This window comes from Streptomyces sp. NPDC007189 (assembly GCF_040703635.1).
In the GTDB taxonomy this organism is placed as follows: Bacteria; Actinomycetota; Actinomycetes; order Streptomycetales; family Streptomycetaceae; genus Streptomyces.
The window spans coordinates 107,323-130,389 of record NZ_JBEYEY010000023.1 but is presented as its reverse complement, the minus strand read 5'-3'; the positions used below and the strand labels follow the sequence as shown (position 1 = coordinate 130,389).

Sequence of the window (23,067 nt, the reverse complement as noted above, 5' to 3'; positions counted from 1 at the left end):
GTCAGCCCGCCCCCTTGCGCATACCTCATAACGTCGGCATACCGCAGGGATCATGAGGCGTCAGCCCCTACGACACCACGCTTTGAAGGTCAGTAACGGACGTGGGCCGCGGTACACCGAAGCGGCCCTGTCCGACCCGCGCCTGCCCACTGTTCTTTGGACTACGCGCGAAGCGGTCCGAGCCGGCGACCTGAGCGGGGCCTATCGGAAGTTCCTCCTCAAGGGAGTGGGGCGGTCCTTCTTCACCAAGTGGTTCGCCGCCGTAGACGATCGCGACGCTACGTGCCAGCGGGCCTTGATCCTCGATGACCGGGTCTTTCGTTCGCTGAACGCCCTAGGGTGGTCCAGTTGGAAGGCGGCCGGCACACGCCACTGGCCCACCCGATACGCCACCTACGTCAGCTCCATGCACGACTGGGCCTCGTCCATGGGAGTCACGGCGGAATGGCTTGAGTGGCTTCTCTTCCATCTGAACGGTCGCGTAGACGAGACCTGAGCTTGAGAAGTTCGGTCACCTGCGGGTGGTCGGTGGTACTCGACGGGCTGAAGCTGAAGCTCGGCACGCGCCACCGGACATCCTGCCGGGGCGCGGCTGATGTGGAAGAGTCAGACGCCATTGCCCACGCTGGCCATACGAGGCGAAGCGTGTGTGGTCGAAAGGATGAGGAGTCGTCCCATGTCCGATGAGATCGCGCTGCGCCCGGTGACCGCCGACGATCTCGACCTGTTCGAGCGCGAGTTCAACGGACCGGAGGGGACCGGCCAGTTCCAGTGGTTCGGCTTCGGTTCACCGGCCGGCCTCCGCCGGCAGTTCGCGGAGACCGGCCTGCTCAGCCCCGACGGCGGCGTGCTCTCCGTCGCGGAGGCGGGCCGGACGGTGGGCCGGGTCGAATGGTTCCCCAGCACGTGGGGGCGGCCCGCCACCTCCACCTGCTGGAGCCTGGCGATCGGCCTGGTGCCCGCCGCGCACGGCCGCGGCATAGGCACCCGGGCCCAGCGACTGCTGGCCGAGTACCTCTTCGACCACACCAGGGCCGAACGACTCCAGGCCTGGACGGACTGCGCGAACCTCGCCGAGCAGCGTGCGCTGGAGAAGGCGGGCTTCGTCAGAGAGGGCGTGCTGCGCTCCGCGCAGTGGCGCGGCGGCCAGTGGCACGACCAAGTGATCTTCTCCATGCTCCGCGCGGAGCGGTCCGGCGGCGAACCAAGACAGTGATCGCCCCGACGAGTCTTTAGTCCCTGAACTGGAGCCCCGTCGGCCTCCTCCGCCGCGCACCTCTACGAACTGCTCCGCAATCTCGCCGCGCAGCCCCCAAGGCCCTATGTGCGGCGATGCTGCATCCGGAAAGAGAGAGCTGAACCGCGCTGCATGCCTTGCCGTCTTGTGGCCTCGACTTGCTTGCCGCTGGCATGCCGGCAACGTCAAAGGCATGGCGCAGGGGGCCTTGTGGAGCTTGCCGTCACGCACTGGAAGCGGCACGAACATGATTCGTCTGTACGCCAATCTGCCCAAGTGGCACCGCGGTCGGTTGGGTGGATGTCAGGGACAGCGGACATGAACCTGCGCATACGGCTCCGGAGGGGGCTTCGCCTCCCATGCTGGTCACACGCCTGATCTCTACGAAGTGGCCGGTCTCCGTCCACGGATGGTCCACGGGTTAGCGCTCCACCCGGTCGATCCCAGCAGCCCGGGGACCTTTCAGGCTGCAGACGCTGACTCGGCCGCCCTGCGCAACCTTAGCCGTGATCAGGACCGCCCCGAAGGATCGGCGCGGTACCGCCCCGGGCAGCACCAGGCTGGCGTTCGGTCGATGCGATGCGCTGGCCAGGCATCGTCCATGCGGTGGGGTGGGGGCAGTAAGAATCAAGGACCCGGAGTACCCCGGCAGCGGTCGAAATGACCGTGGCGATCCTGCTGAATCGGCGGTCGTCGGCGTGCTGCAAGAGCTGGTCGAGCTGATCAGGTAATCATCTCGGCAATTGGCAAGACCAGACTCTGCGGGCCGTCCTCCTCCACATCTTCCGCCAGCGCTGCACCGAGCGGTGACCCGCAAGTTCCGGGCCGCAGCAGCTGTCTCATCGCCTCTGACGAACCGCTCGGCCACCTCCATGGGCAACGCCCCGAAAACGCCAGGCGTTCAGCGGTGAGCCCCCCGTGCGTACCTCATGAAGACGACGTACCGCAGGGGCCACCAACCGTCAAGGTCTGCGACATCGCGCGGTTGGCGGTCAGTAACCAACCAGGCGGACGTCATGGACTCGCAGTCATGCGGAAGAGGCTGGCAGGGTGGCGCCAGACCGCTGTTGAGAAGCGGTTGCGCTTGGCCCGAGGCCGTTGTCGGACCCCGTTGCTACGATTCTCGCCCTGCTCTCTGGGGGACGGATGTGCGTGCTGATCTGTGCGCGACGCAGAGTGTAGGGAGTGAGCACGTCCAGCGCACTAGGGGAATGGGGAAGTGGAGTATGGGGGCTGAGGAAGCCGCACCGTGCCGTCATGCGGGTGCGCCTCCAGCTGATGTCGTCGAGCGGGTCTCCCAGCTGATCCGGAGTCTCCGGGCTGAGGAAGCACTGCTGACCCGTCATGGCATCACCGCGGAGGAGTTCCGCGAGGCCTTGGGGCCGGCGATCGAGAAGATGCGCGGGAGCTCGAGTGCTGGCGGTGGCGGAGACCGACGACGGTTCATACGAGGCATGTTGGGTCACCTGGTGTCCAGCGGGCTGGTCACCCGCTTCGAGGAACCTCAGTATGGCGACGACACCGTCTATCGCCTGACGATTCCCGGGATGGCCAAGGACGTGGCCATCATTCAGAAGGGGTGCCCCGACGGGGCGCACTCCAGCACCAAGTGGTCGGTGCCCGACTGGGCCGGCGAAGCATACCTGTGGTGGGTGTGCGACAGCATGAACTACGAGCCGGGTACCCACATTCACAAGGGCGTCCAGCGGCTCTTCCAGCGTTTCAGCGACGAGCGGCCCGACCAACTCGCCGGGGTTATCTTCCACAACGAGCTGTGCGGTGGGCCTCGGCGCCTTTGCCCGAAGATGGAGCACGCCGTCACGATCGACGGGTGTGAGACGCCGCCACCCTGCGTCTATGTGATGCCCGATCGGGACTCCTCCGCGAACGAGTGGAATTGGAACGGCGGCCAGCAGCGCGAGTTCCCCGCCGTGTTGATGAAGGCCTTCGGCATCGCACAGGAGCAGGCGTCGTTCTTCGTAGGCGACGTCGGCTACCGCCTCGTCGGCGGCAAGCGCAAGATCAACATCGTTTCACGTTACGGCTTCGCCCGCACGACCTCGCACAGGAGCTGATCCCGCATGCGCTTCTCTTCTCTCGACCCGGACCGGTCTCAGTTCCTCGCGGCGCGCCTGAGCGGGACGCAGAAGACCATGCCGGTACCCGCCTGGCCTCGCTCCGAGAAGGAGCTGCCGGTCGTGGAGCTCGAGGTAGCTTGGGTGCGGTTCTCGGTCATCAACCACCGCACCAAGGCCGAGCAGATCCGCGAGCAGCGCAAAGCCGGCCGTGACGACCTGTTCAGCCGGGATCCCCTCGGCAAGGAGGCGCAGGACGCCCAATACCGGATTCTGCGCGGGCAGGAGGGCTTCGAGGACCTCAAGAGCGACCTGAAGAACCGGGGTCAGCAGGAGCCCGCGATCGTCACCGGCGACGGAGTACTGATCAACGGCAACCGCCGTTCGGCGGCGATGCGTTCTCTGTTCGTCGACGACGACGTGCGCAGTGCTCGCTACGTCAAGTGCCTGGTGCTCCCAGCGGATGCCACCGCTGCCGAGCTGGTCGACCTCGAGACGGAGCTTCAGGTCGCCAAGGACTTCAAGCAGGAGTACTCCTGGATCAACGAGGCCCTGCTCATCGAGGAGCTCTACGAGCGCGAGAACAAGGACTTCAAGCGCGTCGCCGAGCGCGTACACCGCAAGACGGAGGAGGTGCGCGACTACTACGAGAAGATCCAGCAGGTTCACCAGCTGGTGGCTCTCTCCGACGGGACGCGGGAGTACGTCGACTTCATCCCCAACGAGTCAGCGTTCGCGGAGCTCGCGAAGCACGTCAAGAACAAGCCCGAGACCGAGGCGAAGGCGGTCAAGGACGTCTACTTCCTCGGCACGTTGGCCGGTGTGGAGTACCGGAACCTGCGTCACCTGCGCCGCCCGGACGCAGCGGCGCTGGTCGTCGACGAACTGCGGGCCAACGCCACCCTGGCCCCGCTGCTCGACGCCTTGCCGCAGACCTCGGGGTCTGCTACCGCCTCGGAGGACGACGACCTCCTGGACTCGTTCCTCGACGACGAGCCGGCCGCTTCCGAGCCGCTGGAGGACCTTCTGCGCCTGGTCGCCACGAAAGGGCCAGAGGAGACCGTCCAGGTCGCGGACGGAGGGTCGATCGAGATGACCGACCTGCTGAAAAGCCTGCGCGACGTCGTCAAGAGCGCCGCCCAGGAGGCGGCTGAGGACACGCAGGACCGCAGGGAGATCACCGCGCCGCTGGAGCGCGCGGAGAAGGCCGCCCTCGAACTGAAGCGCGCGATCGATGCGCTGCCGAAGGCCCGCCGTTACGACGAGTGGGACGAGAGGGAGTTCTCCGCGAGAATCGAGAAGCTCGATGAGCTCCTCCAGACGGCCAGGGAAGCGTCTTGATCTACGCCGAGCTGTACCAGGAACCGAGGCCGGTCGTCGTCCTCGAGAAGCGTTCCGGGGCCAGCCTCGGGGCGTGGGCGAGCGTCCAGGAGGCGCTCGCCCGCGGAATCGTCGGCGGCTCCATCGACCGGACCGAGGTACGGGTCGAGGTGTTCCTCGCCGAGCTCAACGTCATCGGAGCGGTCCGCAGGCGCTACGACCAGAAGGTCGATCTCGGCCCAGCGCTGCGGGAGCAGATCCAGGCGCTGGCGGCGGACCAGAAGCAGCGGCAGGCCGCTTTGGACGCACCCGTGTCCTCTGTCTCCTTGTCCGATCTGGAGCAGCAACTGGTGGCCGCGGGCTTCACCAGGACGCTGAAGCCTTTCCAACTCGAGAACCTGGCGCGGATCGTGCGGCTGCCGCACGCCGCGGATTTCTCGGTGCCCGGGGCCGGCAAGACGACGGTGGCACTGGCCAACCACTCCGTGGCGCGCGCCCGGGGACAGGTCGAGCAGCTGCTGGTGATCGCGCCCATCGCCGCCTTCCCTGCGTGGAAGGAGGAGGTCGAGGCCTGTCTCGATCCGGCGCCGAAACTCGTCGTCCACCACGGCTCCGCGTCTTTGATCCCGGAGAGCGCGCAGATCCTGCTGACGAACTACAACCGGGCGGCGAACGACTACGACCGGATCAGGGACTTCGTGGTGCGCCGTCCCACCCAGGTCGTCCTGGACGAGGCGCACCGGATCAAGCGGGGTTCGGGCGGTGTGCATGGGCGCGCCGTGCTCGACCTGGCGTATGCCGCGCGCCGCCGTGACGTGCTCACTGGGACGCCCGCTCCTCAGGGGGCGCACGATCTCGTCGCCCCGGTGCGGTTCCTCTATCCGGGCCAGGACCGCAAGATCCTCCCGGAGAGCGCCTACAACGAGCGCAACGGCCGTGACGAGGACGTGGTCCGCGACACCGGCAACGCCATCTCGAAATACTTCGTCCGGACGCCGAAGGCACGTTTGGGGCTGCCGGAAACGAAGATCATCCCTGAGTCGAAGGAGATGCGGCCGATCCAGCGGGCGATCTACGAGGCGCTCATCGGGCGGTATCGAGGAGAGTTCGCGCTGGCCGTCAAGGAACGCCGGGACTTCGACAGGCTCGGCCGGATCATGATGTATCTGCTAGAGGCGGCCACCAACCCGGCGCTGCTCGTGGCCGGCTCCGACAGGGACGACGAGGACAGTTTCCTTCATCCGCCTTTGCAGGTGAAGGGCGACGAGCCCTTGGTGCGGCTGCTCCAGCAGTACCGAGCGCACGAGGTCCCGTGGAAGTACGACCGAGTCCGGGAGATCGTCGCGCAGGAGGCGGCACGCGGCCAGAAGGTCCTCGTCTGGTCGACGTTCGTCCGCAACCTGAAGATCCTTCGCACCTTCCTGAGGGAGTACGAGCCCGCAGTGGTGCACGGCGGCGTCCCTTCCGCGGACGGCAACCCGCCGGCGGGTGCCGTAACCAGAGAGGCGGAGTTCGACCGATTCCGCAACGACCCGTCGTGCAGGGTCCTGTTGGCCAATCCGGCCGCCTGCGGCGAGGGCGTCAGTCTCCAGCACTGGTGCCATCACGCGGTTTACCTGGACCGGACGTTCAACGCCGGTCATTACTTGCAGAGCCAGGACCGCATCCACCGTATCGGCCTCGCCGAGGGCACGCTCACCCGGTTCACGCTTCTGCTGAGCCGGGACACGATCGACGAGACCGTGGACGGACGGCTGCGGGACAAGATCGAAGCTATGGCCAAGCTGATGAACGACCCGGGCCTGGTCCGCGTGTCGCTCCCCGAGCCCGACGAACACGTCGGAGGGGCGGCCGCCGCGGCGGACGACATGCAGGTCGTTGCGGCCATGCTGCGCGTCTGAGGGGGGCCTGTGGATCTGCTCCCTCGGCACGGCGTCGCCTTCGCCGTGCTGCATCTCGCCCGCGTGGCGACACTCGCACCACGCAGAGGCGTCGACGAGTGGGTGAAAGCCGCGCTGCGCCACGGCTCCTACATGACGGCGGCGACCGATCTGTGGTCGCCGGCGCGGGCGCTGGTCCGTGTCGGGCTCGCGTCACTGGGCGAGGAGGGCGATGTAAGGGTGGCGCGTTCGCTCGCCGCCGTGGCGGCGCCGAAAGGAAGAGCTCAGCACGCGATGCGTCATGCGGCGGTCGCGCTGCTGGCCTCCCAGCCTCCGGCGTGGCTGCGGGTCGCCGTGAACGAGGAAGGCGTCGAGCGCGCCTACATTCCTCAGCCGGATCTCGACGCCCTGGGCTGGCTGGAGGAGGCTCTCGACGATGTCCTGGTGGAGGCCCGTCGGCTTGTCGGCCATCCTGACGGCGCGGATCTGTCCAAGGAGATCGGCGACGCTGCGGAGGAGATCGTCGTCGCGGCGCTGCGTGCGGCGGGCAAGGAGCCCCTGCATGTCGCCCGCATTTCCGACGGCTACGGGTACGACGTGGAGGTGTCCGAGGGGCCCGTCCGGTACCTTGAGGTGAAGTCGGCCGGGCCGAAGACTCTGTCGCGTTTCCACCTCTCCCGCCACGAGTTTGACACGAGCGTTCGGCAGGGTGACGCCTGGTGTCTGGTCCAGGTGGTCTTCGAGGCGAGTGCGTTCGTCGCCGACCCGATCACGACCGCCGACGTCAGCCGCATACGCGAGCTGCCCGCCTCGGCGCTGCGGGACCTCGTGCCCGTGGATTCTTCCGAGTTTCGGTGGGAGGGCTCAGCGCTCATCACTCCGCCGCCGGACGCGTGGAGGCCGAGCAGGCTGGAACCGGGTCCGTCCTTCGTCCGGCCGGGCTTCGCGACTGTCGGAAAGCACTCCTGAACCGGGGGACCCGACTCTTGAGGGGAGTCGGGTCCCCCGGTTCTGCCTCAGGTCAACGCTTCGAAGCCCCTTCGATGAGCGGTTTGAGGTAGTGCTCGCCCAACCAGGCCACCGCGTTCACACAGACGGCGTCGCCGAAGCCCATGAGAGCCTGATTCGTTCGCTGCGGGAGCGTGTATTCGTCCGCGCCCATCAAGCAGGCGTATTCGCGCGGCGTCATCCAGCGCACCCGCAGCCCGTCCGGGGCGATGCGCACGACGGCCTGCTTCGAGGACCCGCCGCCCGTCGTGCGCAGGCAGCCGGCGACGTCGTCGGCACGGATCTCCCAGGCCGGGACACCATTGCGCGTCCGGCGGTAAGCCGTCCGGTACACGACCGATCCGCTCTCTTGAAGCTTCTCGACGCGCTTGCGCTGGATGCTGGAGAGCTCGGACTCGAACTTCTTCCGCTGCAGGTCGTCCCACCAGAGTTCCTCCGGCACCGGAGGATTCTTCTTGATGAGTTCTGTCCAGCCCTCGGTGCGGTGCGGCGGCGGGCTGGGAAGGGCGGCTCGGTGAGTGGTCAGTTCATCGTTCTCGAATAGGTGGTTCAGCCAGGCCGGGCGCAGGAAGGCGTTCCGGTTCTCCGGGGCCTCCTCCTTCGGCGTTTCCTTGGCGCCGACGACGAAGAGGCGGGGCCGGGATTGCGGAACCCAGCTACGCGCGTCGAGCGTCAGAACGTCCACCGAGTAGCCGAGATCATTGAGGGCCTGCACTGCTGTCTGGAGGTCCTTGCCGCCGTGGCTGGTCGCGAAGCCGTTGACGTTCTCCAGGGCCACCACTGGGGGCTGGTGGTGGCCTAGGTCGGTCAGGATCTTCATGAAGTCGTAGAACGTGCCCGAGTGTTTGCCCGCGAGCCCCTTCCGGCCGCCGGCGAGGGACAGGTCCGTGCAGGGGAAGGACGCCCAGGCGAGACCGAGGTCCCGCGGCAGTCCGGGAGCGCCTCCGGCCTCGGCGAGCTTCTTGATGTCGCTCAGCACATAGTGGTCGTGCTCATCGCGGAAGTGCGTACGGTACATGTCGTGTTTGTCGGATGACATGTCGTTCGCCCAGGTGACCCGCAGGCCGGCCTTCTCCAGACCGAGCCGGGCCAGCCCGATGCCCGCGAAGAACTCCGCCACGGCGAGAGTCGGCGTGGCCGACTGCTCCGGTGAAGCGGCAGGAGAGGGCAGCGTGGCTGTTTCAGGCGCGAGAGTCACCCTTCGGATCCTAGAGCACTGTTCCTGATCCTCTTCGATCGGCTGGGAGAAAACCGGAGGAGGCCAAGCGCCCCCGAGTCTAGAGACAGGCGCGTCCGGAGGCACCGCCGCGGTGACGGTTGCGGCGTCTGCTTCGGGCGATGTCGCGCGGCCGTCATCACCGTTCAGCTCTGTTCCGGGGGCCTGGCCGACGAGCGCCCCGTCGAGGATCGTCGCAGACGTTCGGTCGTTCACGATCTTGCTCCCGATACCCCTCATCGCGGATGCGCTGCGCCCGGTTTCCTATGGGCGCAGTCGCGGTCATCTGATCGCCAACGTAACTGGGACCACTGACAACGACCCTCGCAGTCGTGGCCGGTCCTCCCCGGCGCAGACCCGCCGAGTGCACTCAAAACGACAGTGTGGGAGAAGCGCCATACTCGTCTGCGTGAGTGAATCGCGTGAATCGTGGGCATCGACTCCGGGCACGAGGGCTAGCATGCAGGCGAACCGGAGCCGGGACACCCGGCCGGAGCTCGCCTTGCGCCGGGCCGTGCACGCTCTGGGGCTCCGGTACCGGGTCGCCACCCGACCCATCCCGACTCTGCGGCGCACCGCCGACCTGGTCTTCCCACGGCAGAAGGTCGCCGTATTCCTCGACGGCTGCTTCTGGCACGGTTGTCCCGAACACCACACGAAGGCTGCCAGGAACTCCGATTACTGGCAGACGAAGGTCCGCCGCAACCGTGAGCGCGACCTGGACACCACGCAGCGCCTCATCGAGGAGGGGTGGCTCGTGCTGCGCTTCTGGGAGCATGAGGACGTCGAAGCGGCCGCGCTGGTCGTCCAGCAGGCGGTATGTGACCGCCGGGCTCGAGCATAGCGGTCCGGCGCTCAGCTTCAGTCGGCGTCCGAACCGCGTCCTCGACCTCTAAATCGTCGAAGGTCGGCTGCCGCCCAGCGTATCTGAACAAGTCTTCCGACCGGTCGACGGCGATCGCGTCGGGTGCGGGCGTGTTTACTCGACGTTGGTCATACTCTCTCCCTAAGCGGCCGGTCTCAGAGGTTCGAAGGAATCTCGATCTTGAGGGACATGTCGGACTCTGCCGTCTCGATCCGCTGGTTGTACAGCTCCAGCAGCTCGCGGAGCTTCGCCCGGATGTCGTCCTTCACAAAACCCGCGGTCTCCTCGATGTTCGTGCCGACGAAATCCTCGATGGACTGAATAGCGACTTTCTTCTCCAGGCCCGACAGGCGCGCGATCTGGACGGCGGCGGCGACGGCGTCTTCTGGGACCAGGACGCGCGGGCGGAACCCTTCTCGCAGGTTGTGCGCGCAACGGTCCTGAAAGACCTTCTCGCCGGGAGCCATGGTCACGTGGAGCGCCGTGTCTCCGATCTCGTAGTCTCCGGCGCGGCCCGTCTGCACGTCGGCGGTGGTGTAGCTCTCGATGTTGACGTCGGCATCGGGGAACCGGATCTTCAGCTTCGCACCTACCAGGTGCTGGGCTATGGCCCCTGCCGTCGTGCCTCCGCGCTCCCGGCCCGCCGCGATCAAGTTCGCCACGGTCGTGCGGACAGAGTTTTCGGGGTCGATCTCCGCACTGATCCGTTTCTTGCCGAAGTAGTCATCCCGGATCTTGCCGACGAACCAGCCTTGCAACAGGGCGGAGAGGTCCGACCGCTCGGCGTCGGAGAGACCGGCGATGCCGTTCTCCTCTCCGGCGTTGTTGATCACCTCGGCAAGAGTCTCCGCGTGCCGGATCGTGTAGCGGGAGGTCCGGCCGCCCTCTCTGGTGAACCGTCGGTGCTCGCCGTGCTCGCCGAGGATGCTCTTCGCTTTGGCACCGCCTGCGCCTTTCACCTGGGACTCTGCCGCGTACATGTCGCGGGTCAGGGGGAAGCCGCAGGCGAGGAACTCCGTGATGTACAGCCCGGCGCACATCACGTTGGAGTCGACGGAACCTTTCGCGTTGCGCTTGCTCTCGTACCAGGCGCTGATCGGGACAATCATGGCCTCAAAGGCCGTGACCGCCTTCTTGGACGGCTCCTGAGCTTCGAGTGAGACCATGGAGTCACCTTTCGTGCATGGGTGGCCCGGGGTCGATGGGCGGCTCGACTTCCGGAGCCCGTCGGGACGGAGGGGCTGACTGCCCAGGCTCGCGGCACGCGTCAGCGGCACCCGCATCTCTGTCGGAGCGCAGGAACTGCTTCATTTTGCCTCGGCACGTCCGCTTCCATGAGCCATCCGGGACTTCGTGATCCACGCCGCTCTCGTCTCTGGCGGCACTGTTGAGCAGGAGAGCGACGGAGCGGTCGGAGTAGTGGCTGTACTCCGCTGCTATACAGCAACCCGTAGAGGGCTGTGGCTGACCAACGCTCCCCTCGCTGGCGTTCCCCTAAGGGGGTGGTAAGCAGTTCGTTGGGGCATGGCGAGCTAGGCGCTGGCTCTCATTGAGCTGTGCGGGCCGCAGTCGCTTCTGGACGTGGCGCGGGCGCCACGTGACGGGGAGACGCCATGGTCCTTGACCACAGTGTCGACGCGGCCCGGCGGCACCGAGTAGCCATGCTGCTTTCCGTAAGAGGGCCAGAAGGGCCCTGGGTTACGAGTCAGAGCGGCCCATTCGGATCGGCTGCGGCGCCATGTCGGTGGGCGGACGGGCATCCTGCTCGGCCTGCCAGGCCCGGAACATGCGGTTGTATGCGCCGTACGGAAGGCCGGAGTGTTGTTGGAGGGGATTGCGACGGGGGCCAGGCCCGAGGACGGCCAGGAGGTCGCTGGAGCCCTGGGAGTGCCAGCCGTCCGCACGGAAGGGCAGGCTCCACCCCAGTGTCTGGTGACAAGCTGGATCGACTTGACCGAACCAGGTGGTGCCCCACGGGGCGAATGACCCAGAATGCAGGGGGGAGCGAGCGGAAAGCAGCTGTATCGGCCTGGCTGCCAGGGCACTTGAAAGGTGCAGCCTGATGAGCAAGGTCCCGGAGAACGGTGAAGAGATGGCGTCCGAGGCCTCCGGTCCTGTAGTCGGCGAGGCTGCTCAAGCCGAAGCCGGCCCCGTCAGGTCCGGGCTGTCCTGGAAGCAGGTTGCCGTAGCGGCCGGCGGCTTTGCTGTCACCGCAGTGGGCGCAGTCGTCGTCATCCTCGTGGCGACACACAACTCCGCACGTATGGCGAACGCGGCGGCTTACGCCCACGGCCTCATTGACGGGGCCAAGGCCGCGAGGAACGGTTACGACTTCGACGAGGACGACGACTACTAGAGCCCGTCTCTCTGACCGGTGAGTGCCTCGTGGCGAGGGCTGGTTAGTCTGCTGCGATGTCGAATAGCGAGCTGATCGTTGACCTGCGCGGTCGGCCGATCGAGACACTCAACGACTCCTGGGATGCGGTTGCCGAGCCGTGCGAGCTGCCGGAGTGGTTTGGCCGGAACCTGGACGCGTGGTCGGACATTATACAGACCCTGGGGCATGAACCGGCCGGGTCTGGTGGAGGCTCTGATGTGCCCTGGCTTGTGTGGAGTCGAGTTGCTGGAGTTTAGGCGATTGAGGGGGTTGTCCTCAGTTCGAACTCGATCGGTGTGAGCATGCCGAGTGCGTAGTGTCGGCGTTGCCGGTTGTGGAAGATCTCGAGGTATTCGAAGATCGCGTTGGCCAGTTCCAGGCGGGTGCGCCACCGGTGGCGGTTGAGCAGCTCGGTCTGCATGCGCCCCCAAAACGATTCGATCATTGCGTTGTCGTAGCAGTCGCCGATCGTGCCCATCGAGGGGACCAGGCCGGAGGCCCGGGCCCGTTCGGTGAATGCCCAGGACGTGAATTGGACGCCATGGTCGGAGTGGATCACGGTCCCAACTACCGGTCGGCGGTTGCTGATCGCCATGTTCGGTCCTCGACGTACTACCACGTGTGGCAGGAGGCGCGGCACCTCGCGCTGCCGCCGGCCGTCGCGGCCTCGCCGCTCGCGAGCATTGCGTCCAAGGGCCTCGTCGTTTGAACTGCGCGTCAACGTGACCCGGCGCCCCGGGTGCGCTCTGCGGCGAGCAGACGCTCAAGGTTTCCCCTCGCGCTGTTGAGCGCGGTGAGCATCTGCATGCGAGTCTGCTCGAAGTGGGGGTCGACCTCAACGCCGAGGTCATGTCGCAGGGTGACCCGTAGCAGCCACACACCGTCGGACAGGGGGCCGCTGAACCATGCCTTTGCTCGCTCATACGCCTCGTCGAGGTCAGGGCTGCTAGGCAACTGCTTGACGATTGAGTACCCGACTCCCAGTGCTCCGTTGAGCTTTGAGGCTACTTCCAGGACGTCCTTCGTCAGCACCATCTGCGCGTGAGAGTACTGGTCGGCCCAGGCTTCCTTGGCAGCGTCGAGAACCGCCGGGTCGCTGCTTTCACCGCGCTCGGCTGCCTGGACGGCGTCTCGGGCAGCGACACGGTAGGCGCGCGCTGTCGTGTTCAAATCGGCGTAGAGATCGCGCTTGGATTGCAGTACCTGCTCACGACGTTCCTGTTCCCGTTCACGATCAGCACGCTCGTTTTGCTCCCTGCTAGCGCGCTGGCTGAGCACTGCCCCGCCTAGAGTTCCGCCCAGCGTTCCTCCGACGCTGATGAGCGCGACGGCAAGCGTGGTCACATCCACGAGATCCCCCAACTCGTCGTTCAGGCGTCCCAGCGAGTAGCGATGGCTTCCGCGACGCTGAAGACCGCATCGCACTCGGCGCACTGCGCTTTGCCGAAAACGTAAGTCAACTTATGCGCGACATCGGTCTGGCCGTCGGTGAGCGCGCGACTGTGGAGCCTTTGGGCCAGCCCCTCCAGGGCTGAGGCGTCCGCAGGCTGCAGCGGCATCTTCCTTGCCGCGGCCTCATTCATGTACATGCTGTGCGTAGTCGAGAAGAAGCCGTACTCGCCGAAGGCTATGAAGTTCTCCGTGCTGCACGAGGGGCAGGGGACTTCGTATTCGTCGTCGTTCAGTCCGTCGAGCTGTTCGCCCCAGACCTCGACGCCCTCGAAGCTGAGGAGTGCGGCCAGCAAGTAGACGTAAGTGCCGGGGTCGTCGCCGAGAGTCGGATCCCGAAGAGCTTCCTCGGTCAGTTGCGCCAGGTCGGAGATCTCCGAGGCGTAGGCTACGTGGGGATCTTGTTCGCGTGGCTGGTCAGTGCTGGCCGCGATGGCGCCGGCCAGCACGAGTGGCATCTGTCTGTCCGCGGGCGACCACTCGCGCGCCATGTCTCGCAGGGCAGGCAGGGCCGCGTAGCTTGCTGAGTAGACGGTGCCCTGATGGCACAGCCGGGACCAAAGTTCGGTCCAGCCCGAGTCCTTTGGGACCGGGCTCACTGCGTCGAGCAGGCCGGGAATATCTTCTGCCGTGCCGTAGGCGTGGTGGAGTTGGGGCCAGTCCGTCATGCCAGCGATCTAAGCAGTCGGGTGCCGCGGACTTCACGGCTGGGGCCGCGCCACCCGCCCTGCCGTGAGGGCAAGCCCAGCCCAGGGCCAGAACCCATCAGCGACCTGCGACGATGCTTCAAGATCCGGTCCACGCCTCGTCCACGAACCCCGTCACACGCCACTTCCGGCGGCGTACGTCTGCGTCTGTGAGCCGCCGTCCCGGCGCGGGGCCCGGCAGTGGTACGCCGGGCGCTCGCGCCTCGGGGACAGGTTGCGGTCAGCCCTTCTTGGCGAGGGCCGGGACGAAGCGGGCCGCGTCGATCGTTCCGATGCCGGTCGCCATGTCGTAGCCCTTCACCGCGGTGTAGCCGGTGACTCCCGCGTAGCTGTTGTTCGTGCCGTCCTTCACGTCCACGACCCCGGTGGACGGGTTCGACGAGGACTGCGCGTACAGCGAGTACAGCGCCTGGTGGATGTCCCCCAGCCGGTGCCCGGCAACCTGGTCGGCCAGGGCCACGATTCCTGCGAAGAGCGGGCTGGCCTCGCTGGTGCCGACGTAGACGTCCCAGCCGACCCGCTTCGGGTCGTAGCTGGAGTACACCCATGTGCCGCCCTTCAGGGAGGCGGACATGGAGACGTCCGGGGTGCTGCGGTGACTGCCGACCACCCCGTTCTGATACGAAGGACGGGCGAAGACGTGGGACTGGCCGCCGCCGCTGGCGCCGTCGTCGTTGTAGACGCTGTCCGGTGCGGTGCGGTCGCCCTTGGCGTCCAGGTGCAGCTGGGTGCCGCCGACCGAGACCACCAAGGGGTCGTCGGTCGGCCAGGCGTTGACCCTGTACGGATAGTGGCTCTGGCCGTCCGCGGTGGTGTCGGTGGGTCCGCTGTCGCCGGAAGCGTCGGTGACGGTCACACCGTGCTTGGCCGCGTCCTTGAAGGCGTACCGCAGGTTCTGGATGCTGGAGAAGTCACCCTTGCTGAAGCCGGGGAAGTTGTTCTCCGCCACGCCCCAGCTCTGGCTGATCACATCGCCCACGCCGCGGTCGATGAGCGACTTCTCGGCGTCCATGACCTCTCGCAGGCCGGTGGTGCCGTCCCCGATCCGGCCGACCCCGGTCTCCGCCAGGACGATGTGCGCGTCCGGGGCGACGGCATGCGCCATCTCCACGTCGAGGGTGGTCTCCCCGGCCCAGCCGATCTGGTCGGCGTCGCCGGGGTCGAAGCGCGGGACGTTGCCCCACTTGACCACGTCGACATGGGTGCTCTTGATGCCGAACCGGGCGCTGTAGACGTCCAGGTCCTTCTGGATGGTCGGCGAGCCGAACGGATCCACGATCACGATCGTGCGCCCCTTGCCGGTCACTCCTGCCTTGTACAGCGGGTTCAGGTTGTACGCCTGGCGGTACTGGATCGCGTTGTAGCAGTCGAACCGCCACTTCTCCCGGCACTGCGCAGTGGTCATCAGGCTGCCGGCCCCGCTCTGCGATTGCTGCCCGGCCGCAGGCGCGGGCCTGACGTCTTGCGCCGGTCGCGCGGGTGCAGCGACGGCGACGGAACCAGACAAAAGCCCTGCAATCGTTGCCAAACTGGTGAGGCTGGTGACCCAGGCTGCGGCGACCGCAGTGCGCCGCCGCGCGTGAATCCTGCGCATGCATGCTCCTCGTAGTGGACTAGACCGCGCTCGGCCATTGACCGTCGATCTCACTCCGAGGCCGTCCGTGAGGCAAGGGATTGCCCCTGTGTGGCTTGTCACTGCTTCAGCTGATTCGATCCCCTATGTCCGGACGGAGGGTGTCCTGCACGGCCTGGGCAACCTGTCGAGGGCGCGCATGTCGGCCTGGCTGTCGCGCGGCTTCAGTCCAGGTGGCAGCGGAAGCCTTCGCGTGTTGGGTTGCTTCCTGCGGCAGTCGCGACCGGTTCGATGCCGGCTGTGTCGGTTTTGCGAGATAGCTCGGCTCTGACCGCTTCATGAGATACGTCACGGTCTGACCGTCGAAAGGGTGGGCGACGCTTGAGCGGGATCGGGTGCCGCTGGAGCCGGACATGGCGCCACGCGCCCACTTGGTGCCGAGCGGAGCGGTTGGTGGCGTGGAGTCCTCGGAGCAGCGGCCGGATGCAGGTGACGGCCCGTCGGATGCGGCGGCTGGCCTCGGCGGACGCTCCAAGATCCCGTCCGCGCCTCGTCCACGGACCCCGGCATACGGCCGCTCCGTGCCGCATACGGCTGCACAAACGCGAAGACCCCGGCCTCAGCGATTTCGCTGGTGACGGGGTCTTTGGGCACCTCATGCTGGGTGCCCCCGGCAGGATTCGAACCTGCGCACACGGCTCCGGAGTGAATGCGTAGATCGCCTCCCGTAGCCCTCCGACCTGCGGCGGAGTCTGTTAGAGAGCGCCCGCGAAGCAGAGTGTGTCGGAGGTGTGTCGGAAGCTGCGACCGGACGGGGCGTCCGTGAGGTGAGCACGCCAGGGGAAAGTGGGTGCGCAGGCGGGCCCAGGCTTAGCGTGGCCGGTCGTGGCTCGACTGCGGTACCAGCGGCGGCGCATCGTTCCCAGCCGTGAGCACGCCGGCGGCTGCGGCATCGAACCCTGACGGCCAGATCGCGGTCGCGTCAGCCACAGCGCCGGTCATGCTGGCTGCGGTCACGTCGGTGCTCGTCAGGTCCGCGCCCCGCAGATCGGCTAGCTCAAACCGCGCGCCCGTCGAAGATCGGCACCGTTCGGGCCCGAGTCGGAGAGGTCGCAATAATGCAGGTCGGCGTCGGCAAGGTCCGCGAAGTCCAGCCGCGCGCGGCGAAGGTTCGTGCGGTCTGACCACCACATATCTCGTGAGAGTGGTGCTAAATGGTGGATTTTTTGCGGAGTCCACGACTTCCGCCACGTTCGGAGACCCTGGCGCTCGCACGTCACCCGAGTGGCAGGGTGAGACGTAGCGTCAGATACTTAGAGTATGGATGAGACGGTGCTCGCGACCTTCGCCGCATTCGTCGCAGCCGTTGGCGTTGCTTCAGTCGTGGAAATGCGTGTCATCCGCAACCGACTGGAAGCGCGCATCTCAGCTTGCCGAGATCGGACACGTAACTATGTCTTTCCCGCCAACAACCCTCTCACCGCTCGCCAGGTCGGCAAGCTAGTCGTCGCTATCTATAAGGATCGGATCGCAGTTCGAGGGTTTCAAATAGCTACCGGGTTTTGGTATGTCGGAGTCATATCGCTACTAACCTGTGAGATCTACACCTTGAACCTCCTCGCCGACGGGGACCTGGTTGGCAACTTGATTACTGCGGCAATCAGCATGGGGTTCTTTCTCCTCTTGATTCCCCCGCTGCTGCGTAATACTTATGTGGCATTTAGGAATCACAACTTCAGCAAGCATAGAGAGATGAAGTCGCTACTTAAAAGCAACCTCTAAAAATGCGGGCACGTCCGAGCGGCCTTGTCCTGCACCCTCCCTGTGACCTCCCCGACAAGCTGCCGTAGGACGTCCGTGGGCGCTGCTGTCACTGCCGTCAGCGTCTTGGATGCGACGAACTGAGCCCACGGTCCGGATGTCAATCGGCTGTAAGGTTAGGAGCTGCTTTATGCTGCTCGGGCATCCAGGCCGAGGCGTGCGTCTATTTTGCACCGGCATCCTTGAACCTTCTTTGTCGGAACTGCTCGTATTGTGTGGGCAGGGTGTACATGTACTCCAGCAATGCCTCAGCGAACAGCAAGGCGTCCCTTGCGTCGTCACGCCATACCGACTTTCCCGTGTAGTGAGCTCCCTGGTTTCCAAGGACCCGCAACTCTTGAGCCCACTCCATCAGCCGGTCATCAAGTTTTCCCGCTTTAGCCAACTCCTCAAGCGACTTAATGAGGGGTTGCTTCTTCGTCACTCCCTGCTCTATACAAACCCCTTCGAGGGTGCGGCGCACCATGACGACGGCAGCCGTATAAGCATGAGCCTCAAAACATCTGCGCGCTTCGGCATGCTCTGAGATCAATTGGTAAGAAATATGCCAGCTGAGTTTCGCTCCCTGAGGCGGATAGAGCCTGATCGGACCTGACCAAACATCATGGAAGTCGCCTTGGGTAGCCAACATCGCTTTAGCGCGCAAGCTGCATTGAACCAACGTAATTAGTTCAGCTGGCCCGTCGTCAGTCTCCGGCTGTACTACGCGTCCCGCTACGTGGGCGAGCACGGGCTTTTCGCAGGAGGGACAATGGATCACCAGGGGCTCGCCAGCAGGCTGCAGCGGATGCGTCATACATCAAAAGTTATGACACTTTACGTCCCGCAGAGGCGGGAATCAGTGAATCACTCACCGTAGTCGACATCTGCCTGGGAAGTTCAGCAGTCGCGTTGGTGTGGAATCCGTCGGCTACCTTGACGTCTATGCGTTGGCCGGCATAGGCGCTTGCAGCTATCCGAAACACGATGCGCTTCACTGTGCTTCTTATATCTGTGGCGATGCTGACTCACCGGCCTGGCATCAGAGGGGCTCGTCATCCTCGCCAGCGTGAATGTGTAGGAAAGGGATTGATTCTTGCGGGATGTCCCACAACAGTGGAAGTGCGGAGCCCAACCAGTCGTCCAGGCTTACACGAGCACTGGTTACCGCCGTGGCGTCCCTTTCAAGAAAGTCACAATGGATTTCCTGGCCGCCCGGAGTCTGAGCCGTGGCTCGCACTACGCGCGTTTTTGCCAAGTAACTTTCGGGCAACGCCGAAAGGCTCTCTGCCTCCAAAACACTGCCGCTACCTTCTGCCTCTACAGTGAAGCTCTCACCTCCGGTGCGCATCTTTAGCTCTCGCAAGTGGACACTGCGAGAACGCTGACGAATTTCAGGCATTGTGAGACCGTAAGCCCTGGGCGCTTTTATGTGACGCAGGTTGGCTGCATTTTGAGCGAAGAAGGCAGTGTAATCATTGCCGCGCAAGCAAAGGGATTCTCGCACAATGACCCATTCTGCTTTTCCGGCCATGCTTTCCAGCGTCAACTCGCCGGTTAGAACCTTCATTTGACGCGACCATAGGCGATCGAGGTTCTCTGTCACTAGATACTGGAGGTTGACGGGAGCGCCCGAGATCTTGAGCCGAGAGAGTTGGTCGACTGTGACTGATGCTCCAAAGGCTCGCCAAAATTCCGGATCATTGATTGGGTCGAACTGAAGCAGGTACTCCAATGATTCGTCCCCAATTTCTCCCGAGAGTTGCTTAGGGCCAGGGAATCCTTCAATTCGGCCCTGTGAGGAAATCCAGACGGCCTGCAGGAACTGAGTCATTTGCTGTGACTGCGCCGGCGCCAAATAGCTGTCCAGTGCCTGCACAGCACTCGCGGTTACTCCAACATCAGCCGCGCGAGCTGCCTCAAACCCGTCACTCACTGTGGAGGACAGGTTCTCCGCGCCAGCCGAGTCCATTACGCCTCTGCCTCCACGGATTAGAGCTGCGGAGACCAAGTTGGCAATATTACGAGTTTTCCTGTTACGGGCTAGTCGATCTATTCCATGCACATCGGTGACTAGAACGTTATTTTCACGACTGAAGCGTGCTACGGCATGCAGCGAAGCCGATAGATCACTGCCTCCGTTCAACCCGTAGACAATTGGGTGTAGTTCGCTAACCGTCTCCACGTCCTCCACAAAATATGCCGGGTTGTCAGGAAGGCGCAGGAAAACATAGCGCTTTAGTCGTTTGGAGGCCCCTGGCCAACTTAAGACAAGATCTGGAGAGAACGTGTGGTTGAAGTATTCGGTGTTCTTGATGTCCACTCGTGGATCAACATCCCGCAGTTCCCGAATTACAAGCTCTTTAGTGCGCCGTACGCTTGATTCTGGATCCGGGTCGTATAGGGCATCGCGCAGTGCCGCTGCGTAATCGATAGCTGACACTAGTCCTCCTCCATGGTCTCGCGATCCCGTATCCAGCCGAGATGCTTTTTGCTAATTACGAGTTCTTCCTGACGCTTACTCAACAGAATCAGCCACAAGCGGTCCGCAACCTCTTTGCATACCTCATCGTCCACCGCCGATTCCGCGTCATTACGGTCTGCGCATCCCAAGCATCTTTCGTAGTGATTGACGGCCGCGGATTTTACCTCATCGGCTGAACACAGTTTCGACCACTTGGTTAGAGAAAAAGGGTGCCAGGTTATCCACATGAAATTGTCGCACCGGTCGGGCCGGGTGACGAATGCGCGGTAGCACTTGGCTAAGTATTCGACGTACATCTGGCCTTGATGTCCTGGCGTCTCGTAGAATTTGGATTCCACAAGAAATTCCTGACCCTCAAGGTCTCCGCCAATCAGAAGGCCGCCGAGGTCGTAGGAGAAGTTTGATCCGTCGGCCCATTGGAATGTGAGTTTCGGGATAGCGACAGGGTTCGGGTTCACCCATCGGGCGTTTGCGCGGGTGGTCGAGTCGAGCCAGTGTTTGGCTCTCCGTGCCCCCTCTTCGCCCTTACTGTGCAGTAGCTCTCCCGACATGCCTTGATCGTACCCAGTCTGTTGCTCGTTGAGTACCCTGCGTAGCAGGTGTGGAGAGGGTTTTCCTACCTCTGCCCGCATGCATCCACGCAGCGCGCCGCCGGGCGCGGCCAGCCGGGGCGGAGACAGGAGGCAGGCCGCGCCGCAGAGGCGGCGCGCGCCCGCGCCGTGCGCGGGGGTTGATCAGGTTAGGGAGAGTTTCGCGTTCTGCAGTTCACGTCTCTCAGGCAGAGCAGATTGGAAGTCGCCTCCGGCTCCTACTCCTATTGAGAGGTCGGCTTCGCCGACGGGCTGCAACACTCCCGGGGTGTTGCAGCCGTCTGTGAGCGGACAGCCCGGACACCGGCATTACGAGCTGTCCGGGCCGTTTATGCAGGTGAGAGGCAGAACCGGACAGCCGGACAGTGCGGACACCTCCCAGCGGAGCTCCACCGGACCCGGACAGTCCGTCCGGGTTCTGGCCCCTTCGCTGCCACACGCTGGTCATGGTGGCGGAAAGGCTGTGATCACTTACCGGTTCCCCGCCGCGTCGGTACCGTGAATGGCGCCCCTACTCAGCAGCGGGAGGCAACACCCCATGCGTGGTCTTGGAGATCACCTCAGCATCGGCGAGCGCATTGCGTTCTATCGGAAGCGCCGCGGCTACACGCAAGAGGTGCTGGCCGGCCTGGTCGGTCGGAGCACTGACTGGCTGGCGAAGATCGAGACCGGTCGTAGGAAGCCGCCACGCATCGACATGCTCGCGGAGCTGTCGCGCATTCTGCGTGTGCCACTCGGAGACCTGCTCGGACAGACCGTCCTCGTGGAAGACGAGCGGCAACAGGACGACGTTCCCGCCGTGCGCGACGCCCTCATGAGCCCGCGCCGGCTGTCCCGTCTCCTCTTCGGTCCGGACGCTGAGGCTCAGCTCCCGACGCCCGTTCCTGTGGCCGTGCGCGTGGAGCATGCGTGGAACGACTACCAGGGCGGTCGGCTCGGCAGCGTCATCGCTGCACTGCCCGCCCTGCTTCAGACGGCTCAGGAGCTGGAGGAGCGCGCGGCGCGCCGCGGCGATGACCGTGGCGACTGCTGGGCAGTGTCGGCCCGCACGCACCACCTTGCGGCCACGACGCTCGCCAAGATCGGCGAGTCGGACATCTCGTGGCTCGCTGCCGAGCGCGCGATGCGAGCCGCTGACGAGTCGGACGACCCGCTCGTTCTGGCGTCCGCCGCACGTTCGGGTACGCACGCGCTGCTGGCCAACGGGCGCTATGACGATGCCCTCGAACTCGGCAACACGGCCGCAGCCTGGCTGTCGTCTCAGGTAACTGATCACAACCCGGCGGCACTCAGCCTGCTGGGAATGATCCACCTGCGTGCAGCCGTCGCGGCGGCGCGCCATCAGGACCGGCCCACCGCAACGGCGCTGCTGAACCGTGCGGAGGAGCTCGCGGACGATCTCGGCTCGGATGAGAACTACTGGCAGACCGGCTTCGGGCCGACGAACGTGCTGCTCCACCGACTGTCCATCGAGCTGGACCTCGACAACGTCTCGTATGTGGTGGAGCGCGGTCGGATCAACGTCGATCACATGCCGCAGGAACGCAGCGTCTCGCACCGTATCGACTTCGCCCGTGCCCTGTCGCTCGCTGGGCAAGGTGATGATGCCTTTGCAGAGCTGCGTACGGCCGAACGCACGTCGCCGCAGCTCGTACGCAACAATCCGAGGGTGCGCGAGACGCTGCGAGACCTGATCAAGCAGTCCCCAGTGACGGGCGGCTCGCGTTCGTCGGACGTGTTCGCGATGGCTCAGCGGTGCAGGGCGGTGCAGTGAGTTCAGGCAATCGTGGGGTTCTGGGAGTCGTCGGCTCGGCGGCCGGCGGCGTAGAAGCGTTGCGCACCGGTCTCGTAGAGCCCGCCATGGGCCGCGGATGGCGGGTGGCCGTCACGCTCACGCCAACCGCAGGTCAGTGGCTGCGCACGAGCGGCGAGCGTGAGCGGTTGGAGAAGCTGACTGGCCTGCCCGTTCGGGATGAGCCGCGCCTTCCCGGCGAGGCCCGGCCACATCCGCCGGTTGAGTGCTACGTGGTCGCCCCCGCGTCCGCCAACATGGTCGCCAAGCTGGCGACCGGCCTGATGGACAACCAGGCGCTGACGCAGGTTGGCGAGGCCATCGGGACTCTCGGTCTCCCCGTCGTGGTCTTCCCGCGGGTGAACGCGGCGCACGCTCGCCACCCCGCGTGGCAAGGCCACATCGACGCTCTCAGGGCGGGAGGGGTGCATCTGGTCTACGGCCCGGATGTCTGGCCGCTGTACGAGCCGAGGGATGCGCCGGCCGGGCGTGAACTTCCGTGGACTGCAGTGCTGGACGCCGTGGACGGGGCCACTCAGTGATGGGTCGTCAACAGGCCTGATCCGCAAGGAAAGAGGACCCGGACAGTCTGTCCGGGTCCTCTGCTGTTTCCGGCTGCATGCTCATTGGCATGTCAGGGATCAATGAGCGAAGCAGCGAGTCGGCAGGCCTGACCTGTGCCGAACTCGCCGC

Annotated in this window: 21 protein-coding genes and 2 pseudogenes; 12 read left to right on the top strand and 11 right to left on the bottom strand. The window is 65.0% G+C overall.

The genetic code is table 11. From position 1 onward, the window contains the following. The first annotated feature begins 52 nt into the window (after window positions 1-52). The 6 genes from AB0950_RS35310 to AB0950_RS35285 all read left to right on the top strand — a co-directional run bounded on the left by AB0950_RS35310 (window position 53) and on the right by AB0950_RS35285 (window position 7,481). A complete protein-coding gene (locus AB0950_RS35310) occupies window positions 53-496 on the top strand; it encodes a hypothetical protein (RefSeq protein ID WP_366780252.1) in 444 nt (147 codons plus the stop codon). A 180-nt stretch (window positions 497-676) separates the two neighbouring features. Continuing rightward, window positions 677-1,216, top strand: coding sequence for a GNAT family protein (locus tag AB0950_RS35305; RefSeq protein ID WP_360574796.1), 540 nt, complete (start codon window positions 677-679; stop codon window positions 1,214-1,216). A 1,247-nt stretch (window positions 1,217-2,463) separates the two neighbouring features. Then, the gene (locus AB0950_RS35300) at window positions 2,464-3,312 is read left to right on the top strand and encodes a hypothetical protein (protein ID WP_360574797.1); all 849 of its coding nucleotides are present in this window, start codon (window positions 2,464-2,466) and stop codon (window positions 3,310-3,312) included. Window positions 3,313-3,318: 6 nt separating this feature from the next. Next, window positions 3,319-4,653, top strand: coding sequence for a ParB N-terminal domain-containing protein (locus tag AB0950_RS35295; RefSeq protein ID WP_360574798.1), 1,335 nt, complete (start codon window positions 3,319-3,321; stop codon window positions 4,651-4,653). Further along, window positions 4,650-6,533: a DEAD/DEAH box helicase gene (locus tag AB0950_RS35290; RefSeq protein WP_360574799.1), complete on the top strand. Its 1,884-nt coding sequence runs from the start codon at window positions 4,650-4,652 to the stop codon at window positions 6,531-6,533. The genes AB0950_RS35295 and AB0950_RS35290 overlap by 4 nt, the downstream gene beginning before the upstream one ends. 45 nt (window positions 6,534-6,578) lie before the next feature. Beyond that, entirely contained in the window at window positions 6,579-7,481 is a 903-nt protein-coding gene (locus tag AB0950_RS35285; RefSeq protein ID WP_360574800.1) for a DUF3883 domain-containing protein, read from the top strand. A gap of 52 nt (window positions 7,482-7,533) precedes the next feature. Here AB0950_RS35285 and dcm read toward each other — a convergent pair whose 3' ends face one another. Continuing rightward, a complete protein-coding gene (gene dcm / locus AB0950_RS35280) occupies window positions 7,534-8,952 on the bottom strand; it encodes a DNA (cytosine-5-)-methyltransferase (RefSeq protein ID WP_360574801.1) in 1,419 nt (472 codons plus the stop codon). 244 nt (window positions 8,953-9,196) lie between these two features. Here dcm and AB0950_RS35275 point away from each other — a divergent pair, with 244 nt between their 5' ends. Then, window positions 9,197-9,580, top strand: coding sequence for a very short patch repair endonuclease (locus AB0950_RS35275; RefSeq protein WP_360574802.1), 384 nt, complete (start codon window positions 9,197-9,199; stop codon window positions 9,578-9,580). Between the two features lie 176 nt (window positions 9,581-9,756). On the opposite strand, the gene AB0950_RS35270 is transcribed toward AB0950_RS35275, so the two are convergent. Further along, window positions 9,757-10,767 (bottom strand): DUF4928 family protein, encoded by a 1,011-nt coding sequence (locus AB0950_RS35270; protein WP_360574803.1) that lies wholly within the window; start codon window positions 10,765-10,767, stop codon window positions 9,757-9,759. A gap of 896 nt (window positions 10,768-11,663) precedes the next feature. Between AB0950_RS35270 and AB0950_RS35265 the strand changes: the two genes are divergently transcribed. Both AB0950_RS35265 and AB0950_RS35260 read left to right on the top strand, forming a co-directional pair. Continuing rightward, a complete protein-coding gene (locus AB0950_RS35265; protein ID WP_366780251.1) occupies window positions 11,664-11,957 on the top strand; it encodes a hypothetical protein in 294 nt (97 codons plus the stop codon). Between the two features lie 56 nt (window positions 11,958-12,013). Continuing rightward, window positions 12,014-12,151, top strand: a pseudogene (locus AB0950_RS35260) (barstar family protein); the annotation flags it as partial. A gap of 80 nt (window positions 12,152-12,231) precedes the next feature. Here AB0950_RS35260 and AB0950_RS35255 read toward each other — a convergent pair. The 6 genes and pseudogenes from AB0950_RS35255 to AB0950_RS35230 form a co-directional block, all read right to left on the bottom strand. Continuing rightward, window positions 12,232-12,576, bottom strand: a pseudogene (locus AB0950_RS35255) (integrase core domain-containing protein); the annotation flags it as partial. Between the two features lie 119 nt (window positions 12,577-12,695). Further along, window positions 12,696-13,322, bottom strand: a complete 627-nt coding sequence (locus AB0950_RS35250) for a hypothetical protein (RefSeq protein WP_360574805.1) — start codon at window positions 13,320-13,322, stop codon at window positions 12,696-12,698. 26 nt (window positions 13,323-13,348) lie between these two features. Then, window positions 13,349-14,095, bottom strand: coding sequence for a hypothetical protein (locus tag AB0950_RS35245; protein ID WP_360574806.1), 747 nt, complete (start codon window positions 14,093-14,095; stop codon window positions 13,349-13,351). Window positions 14,096-14,354: 259 nt separating this feature from the next. Continuing rightward, window positions 14,355-15,539: a S53 family peptidase gene (locus AB0950_RS35240; protein ID WP_366780250.1), complete on the bottom strand. Its 1,185-nt coding sequence runs from the start codon at window positions 15,537-15,539 to the stop codon at window positions 14,355-14,357. 1,038 nt (window positions 15,540-16,577) lie between these two features. After that, on the bottom strand, window positions 16,578-16,823 hold the full coding sequence (locus AB0950_RS35235) for a pentapeptide repeat-containing protein (protein WP_366780249.1): 246 nt from the start codon (window positions 16,821-16,823) through the stop codon (window positions 16,578-16,580). Further along, window positions 16,760-16,900 carry a pentapeptide repeat-containing protein gene (locus tag AB0950_RS35230; RefSeq protein WP_366780248.1) on the bottom strand — a complete coding sequence of 47 codons (141 nt, stop codon included), beginning with the start codon at window positions 16,898-16,900 and terminating at the stop codon, window positions 16,760-16,762. The genes AB0950_RS35235 and AB0950_RS35230 overlap by 64 nt, the downstream gene beginning before the upstream one ends. A 127-nt stretch (window positions 16,901-17,027) precedes the next feature. Here AB0950_RS35230 and AB0950_RS35225 point away from each other — a divergent pair, with 127 nt between their 5' ends. After that, complete coding sequence (locus AB0950_RS35225; protein WP_366780247.1) at window positions 17,028-17,489, top strand: hypothetical protein; 462 nt, start codon at window positions 17,028-17,030, stop codon at window positions 17,487-17,489. 202 nt (window positions 17,490-17,691) lie between these two features. On the opposite strand, the gene AB0950_RS35220 is transcribed toward AB0950_RS35225, so the two are convergent. The 3 genes from AB0950_RS35220 to AB0950_RS35210 form a co-directional block, all read right to left on the bottom strand. Continuing rightward, the gene (locus tag AB0950_RS35220; protein WP_366780246.1) at window positions 17,692-18,324 is read right to left on the bottom strand and encodes a DUF4145 domain-containing protein; all 633 of its coding nucleotides are present in this window, start codon (window positions 18,322-18,324) and stop codon (window positions 17,692-17,694) included. Window positions 18,325-18,549: 225 nt separating this feature from the next. Further along, complete coding sequence (locus AB0950_RS35215) at window positions 18,550-19,950, bottom strand: hypothetical protein (RefSeq protein ID WP_366780245.1); 1,401 nt, start codon at window positions 19,948-19,950, stop codon at window positions 18,550-18,552. Further along, window positions 19,950-20,543 carry a hypothetical protein gene (locus tag AB0950_RS35210; RefSeq protein WP_366780244.1) on the bottom strand — a complete coding sequence of 198 codons (594 nt, stop codon included), beginning with the start codon at window positions 20,541-20,543 and terminating at the stop codon, window positions 19,950-19,952. The genes AB0950_RS35215 and AB0950_RS35210 overlap by 1 nt, the downstream gene beginning before the upstream one ends. A gap of 577 nt (window positions 20,544-21,120) precedes the next feature. Between AB0950_RS35210 and AB0950_RS35205 the strand changes: the two genes are divergently transcribed. Both AB0950_RS35205 and AB0950_RS35200 read left to right on the top strand, forming a co-directional pair. Continuing rightward, window positions 21,121-22,356 (top strand): helix-turn-helix transcriptional regulator, encoded by a 1,236-nt coding sequence (locus AB0950_RS35205; protein WP_366780243.1) that lies wholly within the window; start codon window positions 21,121-21,123, stop codon window positions 22,354-22,356. Then, a complete protein-coding gene (locus AB0950_RS35200; protein WP_366780242.1) occupies window positions 22,338-22,916 on the top strand; it encodes a flavoprotein in 579 nt (192 codons plus the stop codon). Before AB0950_RS35205 ends, AB0950_RS35200 begins: the two co-directional genes overlap by 19 nt. The last annotated feature ends 151 nt before the right edge of the window (window positions 22,917-23,067 follow it).

Coding starts and splice junctions, on each gene's coding strand:
- AB0950_RS35310 (WP_366780252.1), top strand. CDS start 53: ATGAGGCGTCAGCCCCTACGACACCACGCTTTGAAGGTCAGTAACGGA.
- AB0950_RS35305 (WP_360574796.1), top strand. CDS start 677: ATGTCCGATGAGATCGCGCTGCGCCCGGTGACCGCCGACGATCTCGAC.
- AB0950_RS35300 (WP_360574797.1), top strand. CDS start 2,464: ATGGGGGCTGAGGAAGCCGCACCGTGCCGTCATGCGGGTGCGCCTCCA.
- AB0950_RS35295 (WP_360574798.1), top strand. CDS start 3,319: ATGCGCTTCTCTTCTCTCGACCCGGACCGGTCTCAGTTCCTCGCGGCG.
- AB0950_RS35275 (WP_360574802.1), top strand. CDS start 9,197: ATGCAGGCGAACCGGAGCCGGGACACCCGGCCGGAGCTCGCCTTGCGC.
- AB0950_RS35270 (WP_360574803.1), bottom strand. CDS start 10,767: ATGGTCTCACTCGAAGCTCAGGAGCCGTCCAAGAAGGCGGTCACGGCC.
- AB0950_RS35265 (WP_366780251.1), top strand. CDS start 11,664: ATGAGCAAGGTCCCGGAGAACGGTGAAGAGATGGCGTCCGAGGCCTCC.
- AB0950_RS35245 (WP_360574806.1), bottom strand. CDS start 14,095: ATGACGGACTGGCCCCAACTCCACCACGCCTACGGCACGGCAGAAGAT.
- AB0950_RS35240 (WP_366780250.1), bottom strand. CDS start 15,539: ATGACCACTGCGCAGTGCCGGGAGAAGTGGCGGTTCGACTGCTACAAC.
- AB0950_RS35230 (WP_366780248.1), bottom strand. CDS start 16,900: ATGTGGTGGTCAGACCGCACGAACCTTCGCCGCGCGCGGCTGGACTTC.
- AB0950_RS35225 (WP_366780247.1), top strand. CDS start 17,028: ATGGATGAGACGGTGCTCGCGACCTTCGCCGCATTCGTCGCAGCCGTT.
- AB0950_RS35220 (WP_366780246.1), bottom strand. CDS start 18,324: ATGACGCATCCGCTGCAGCCTGCTGGCGAGCCCCTGGTGATCCATTGT.
- AB0950_RS35210 (WP_366780244.1), bottom strand. CDS start 20,543: ATGTCGGGAGAGCTACTGCACAGTAAGGGCGAAGAGGGGGCACGGAGA.
- AB0950_RS35205 (WP_366780243.1), top strand. CDS start 21,121: ATGCGTGGTCTTGGAGATCACCTCAGCATCGGCGAGCGCATTGCGTTC.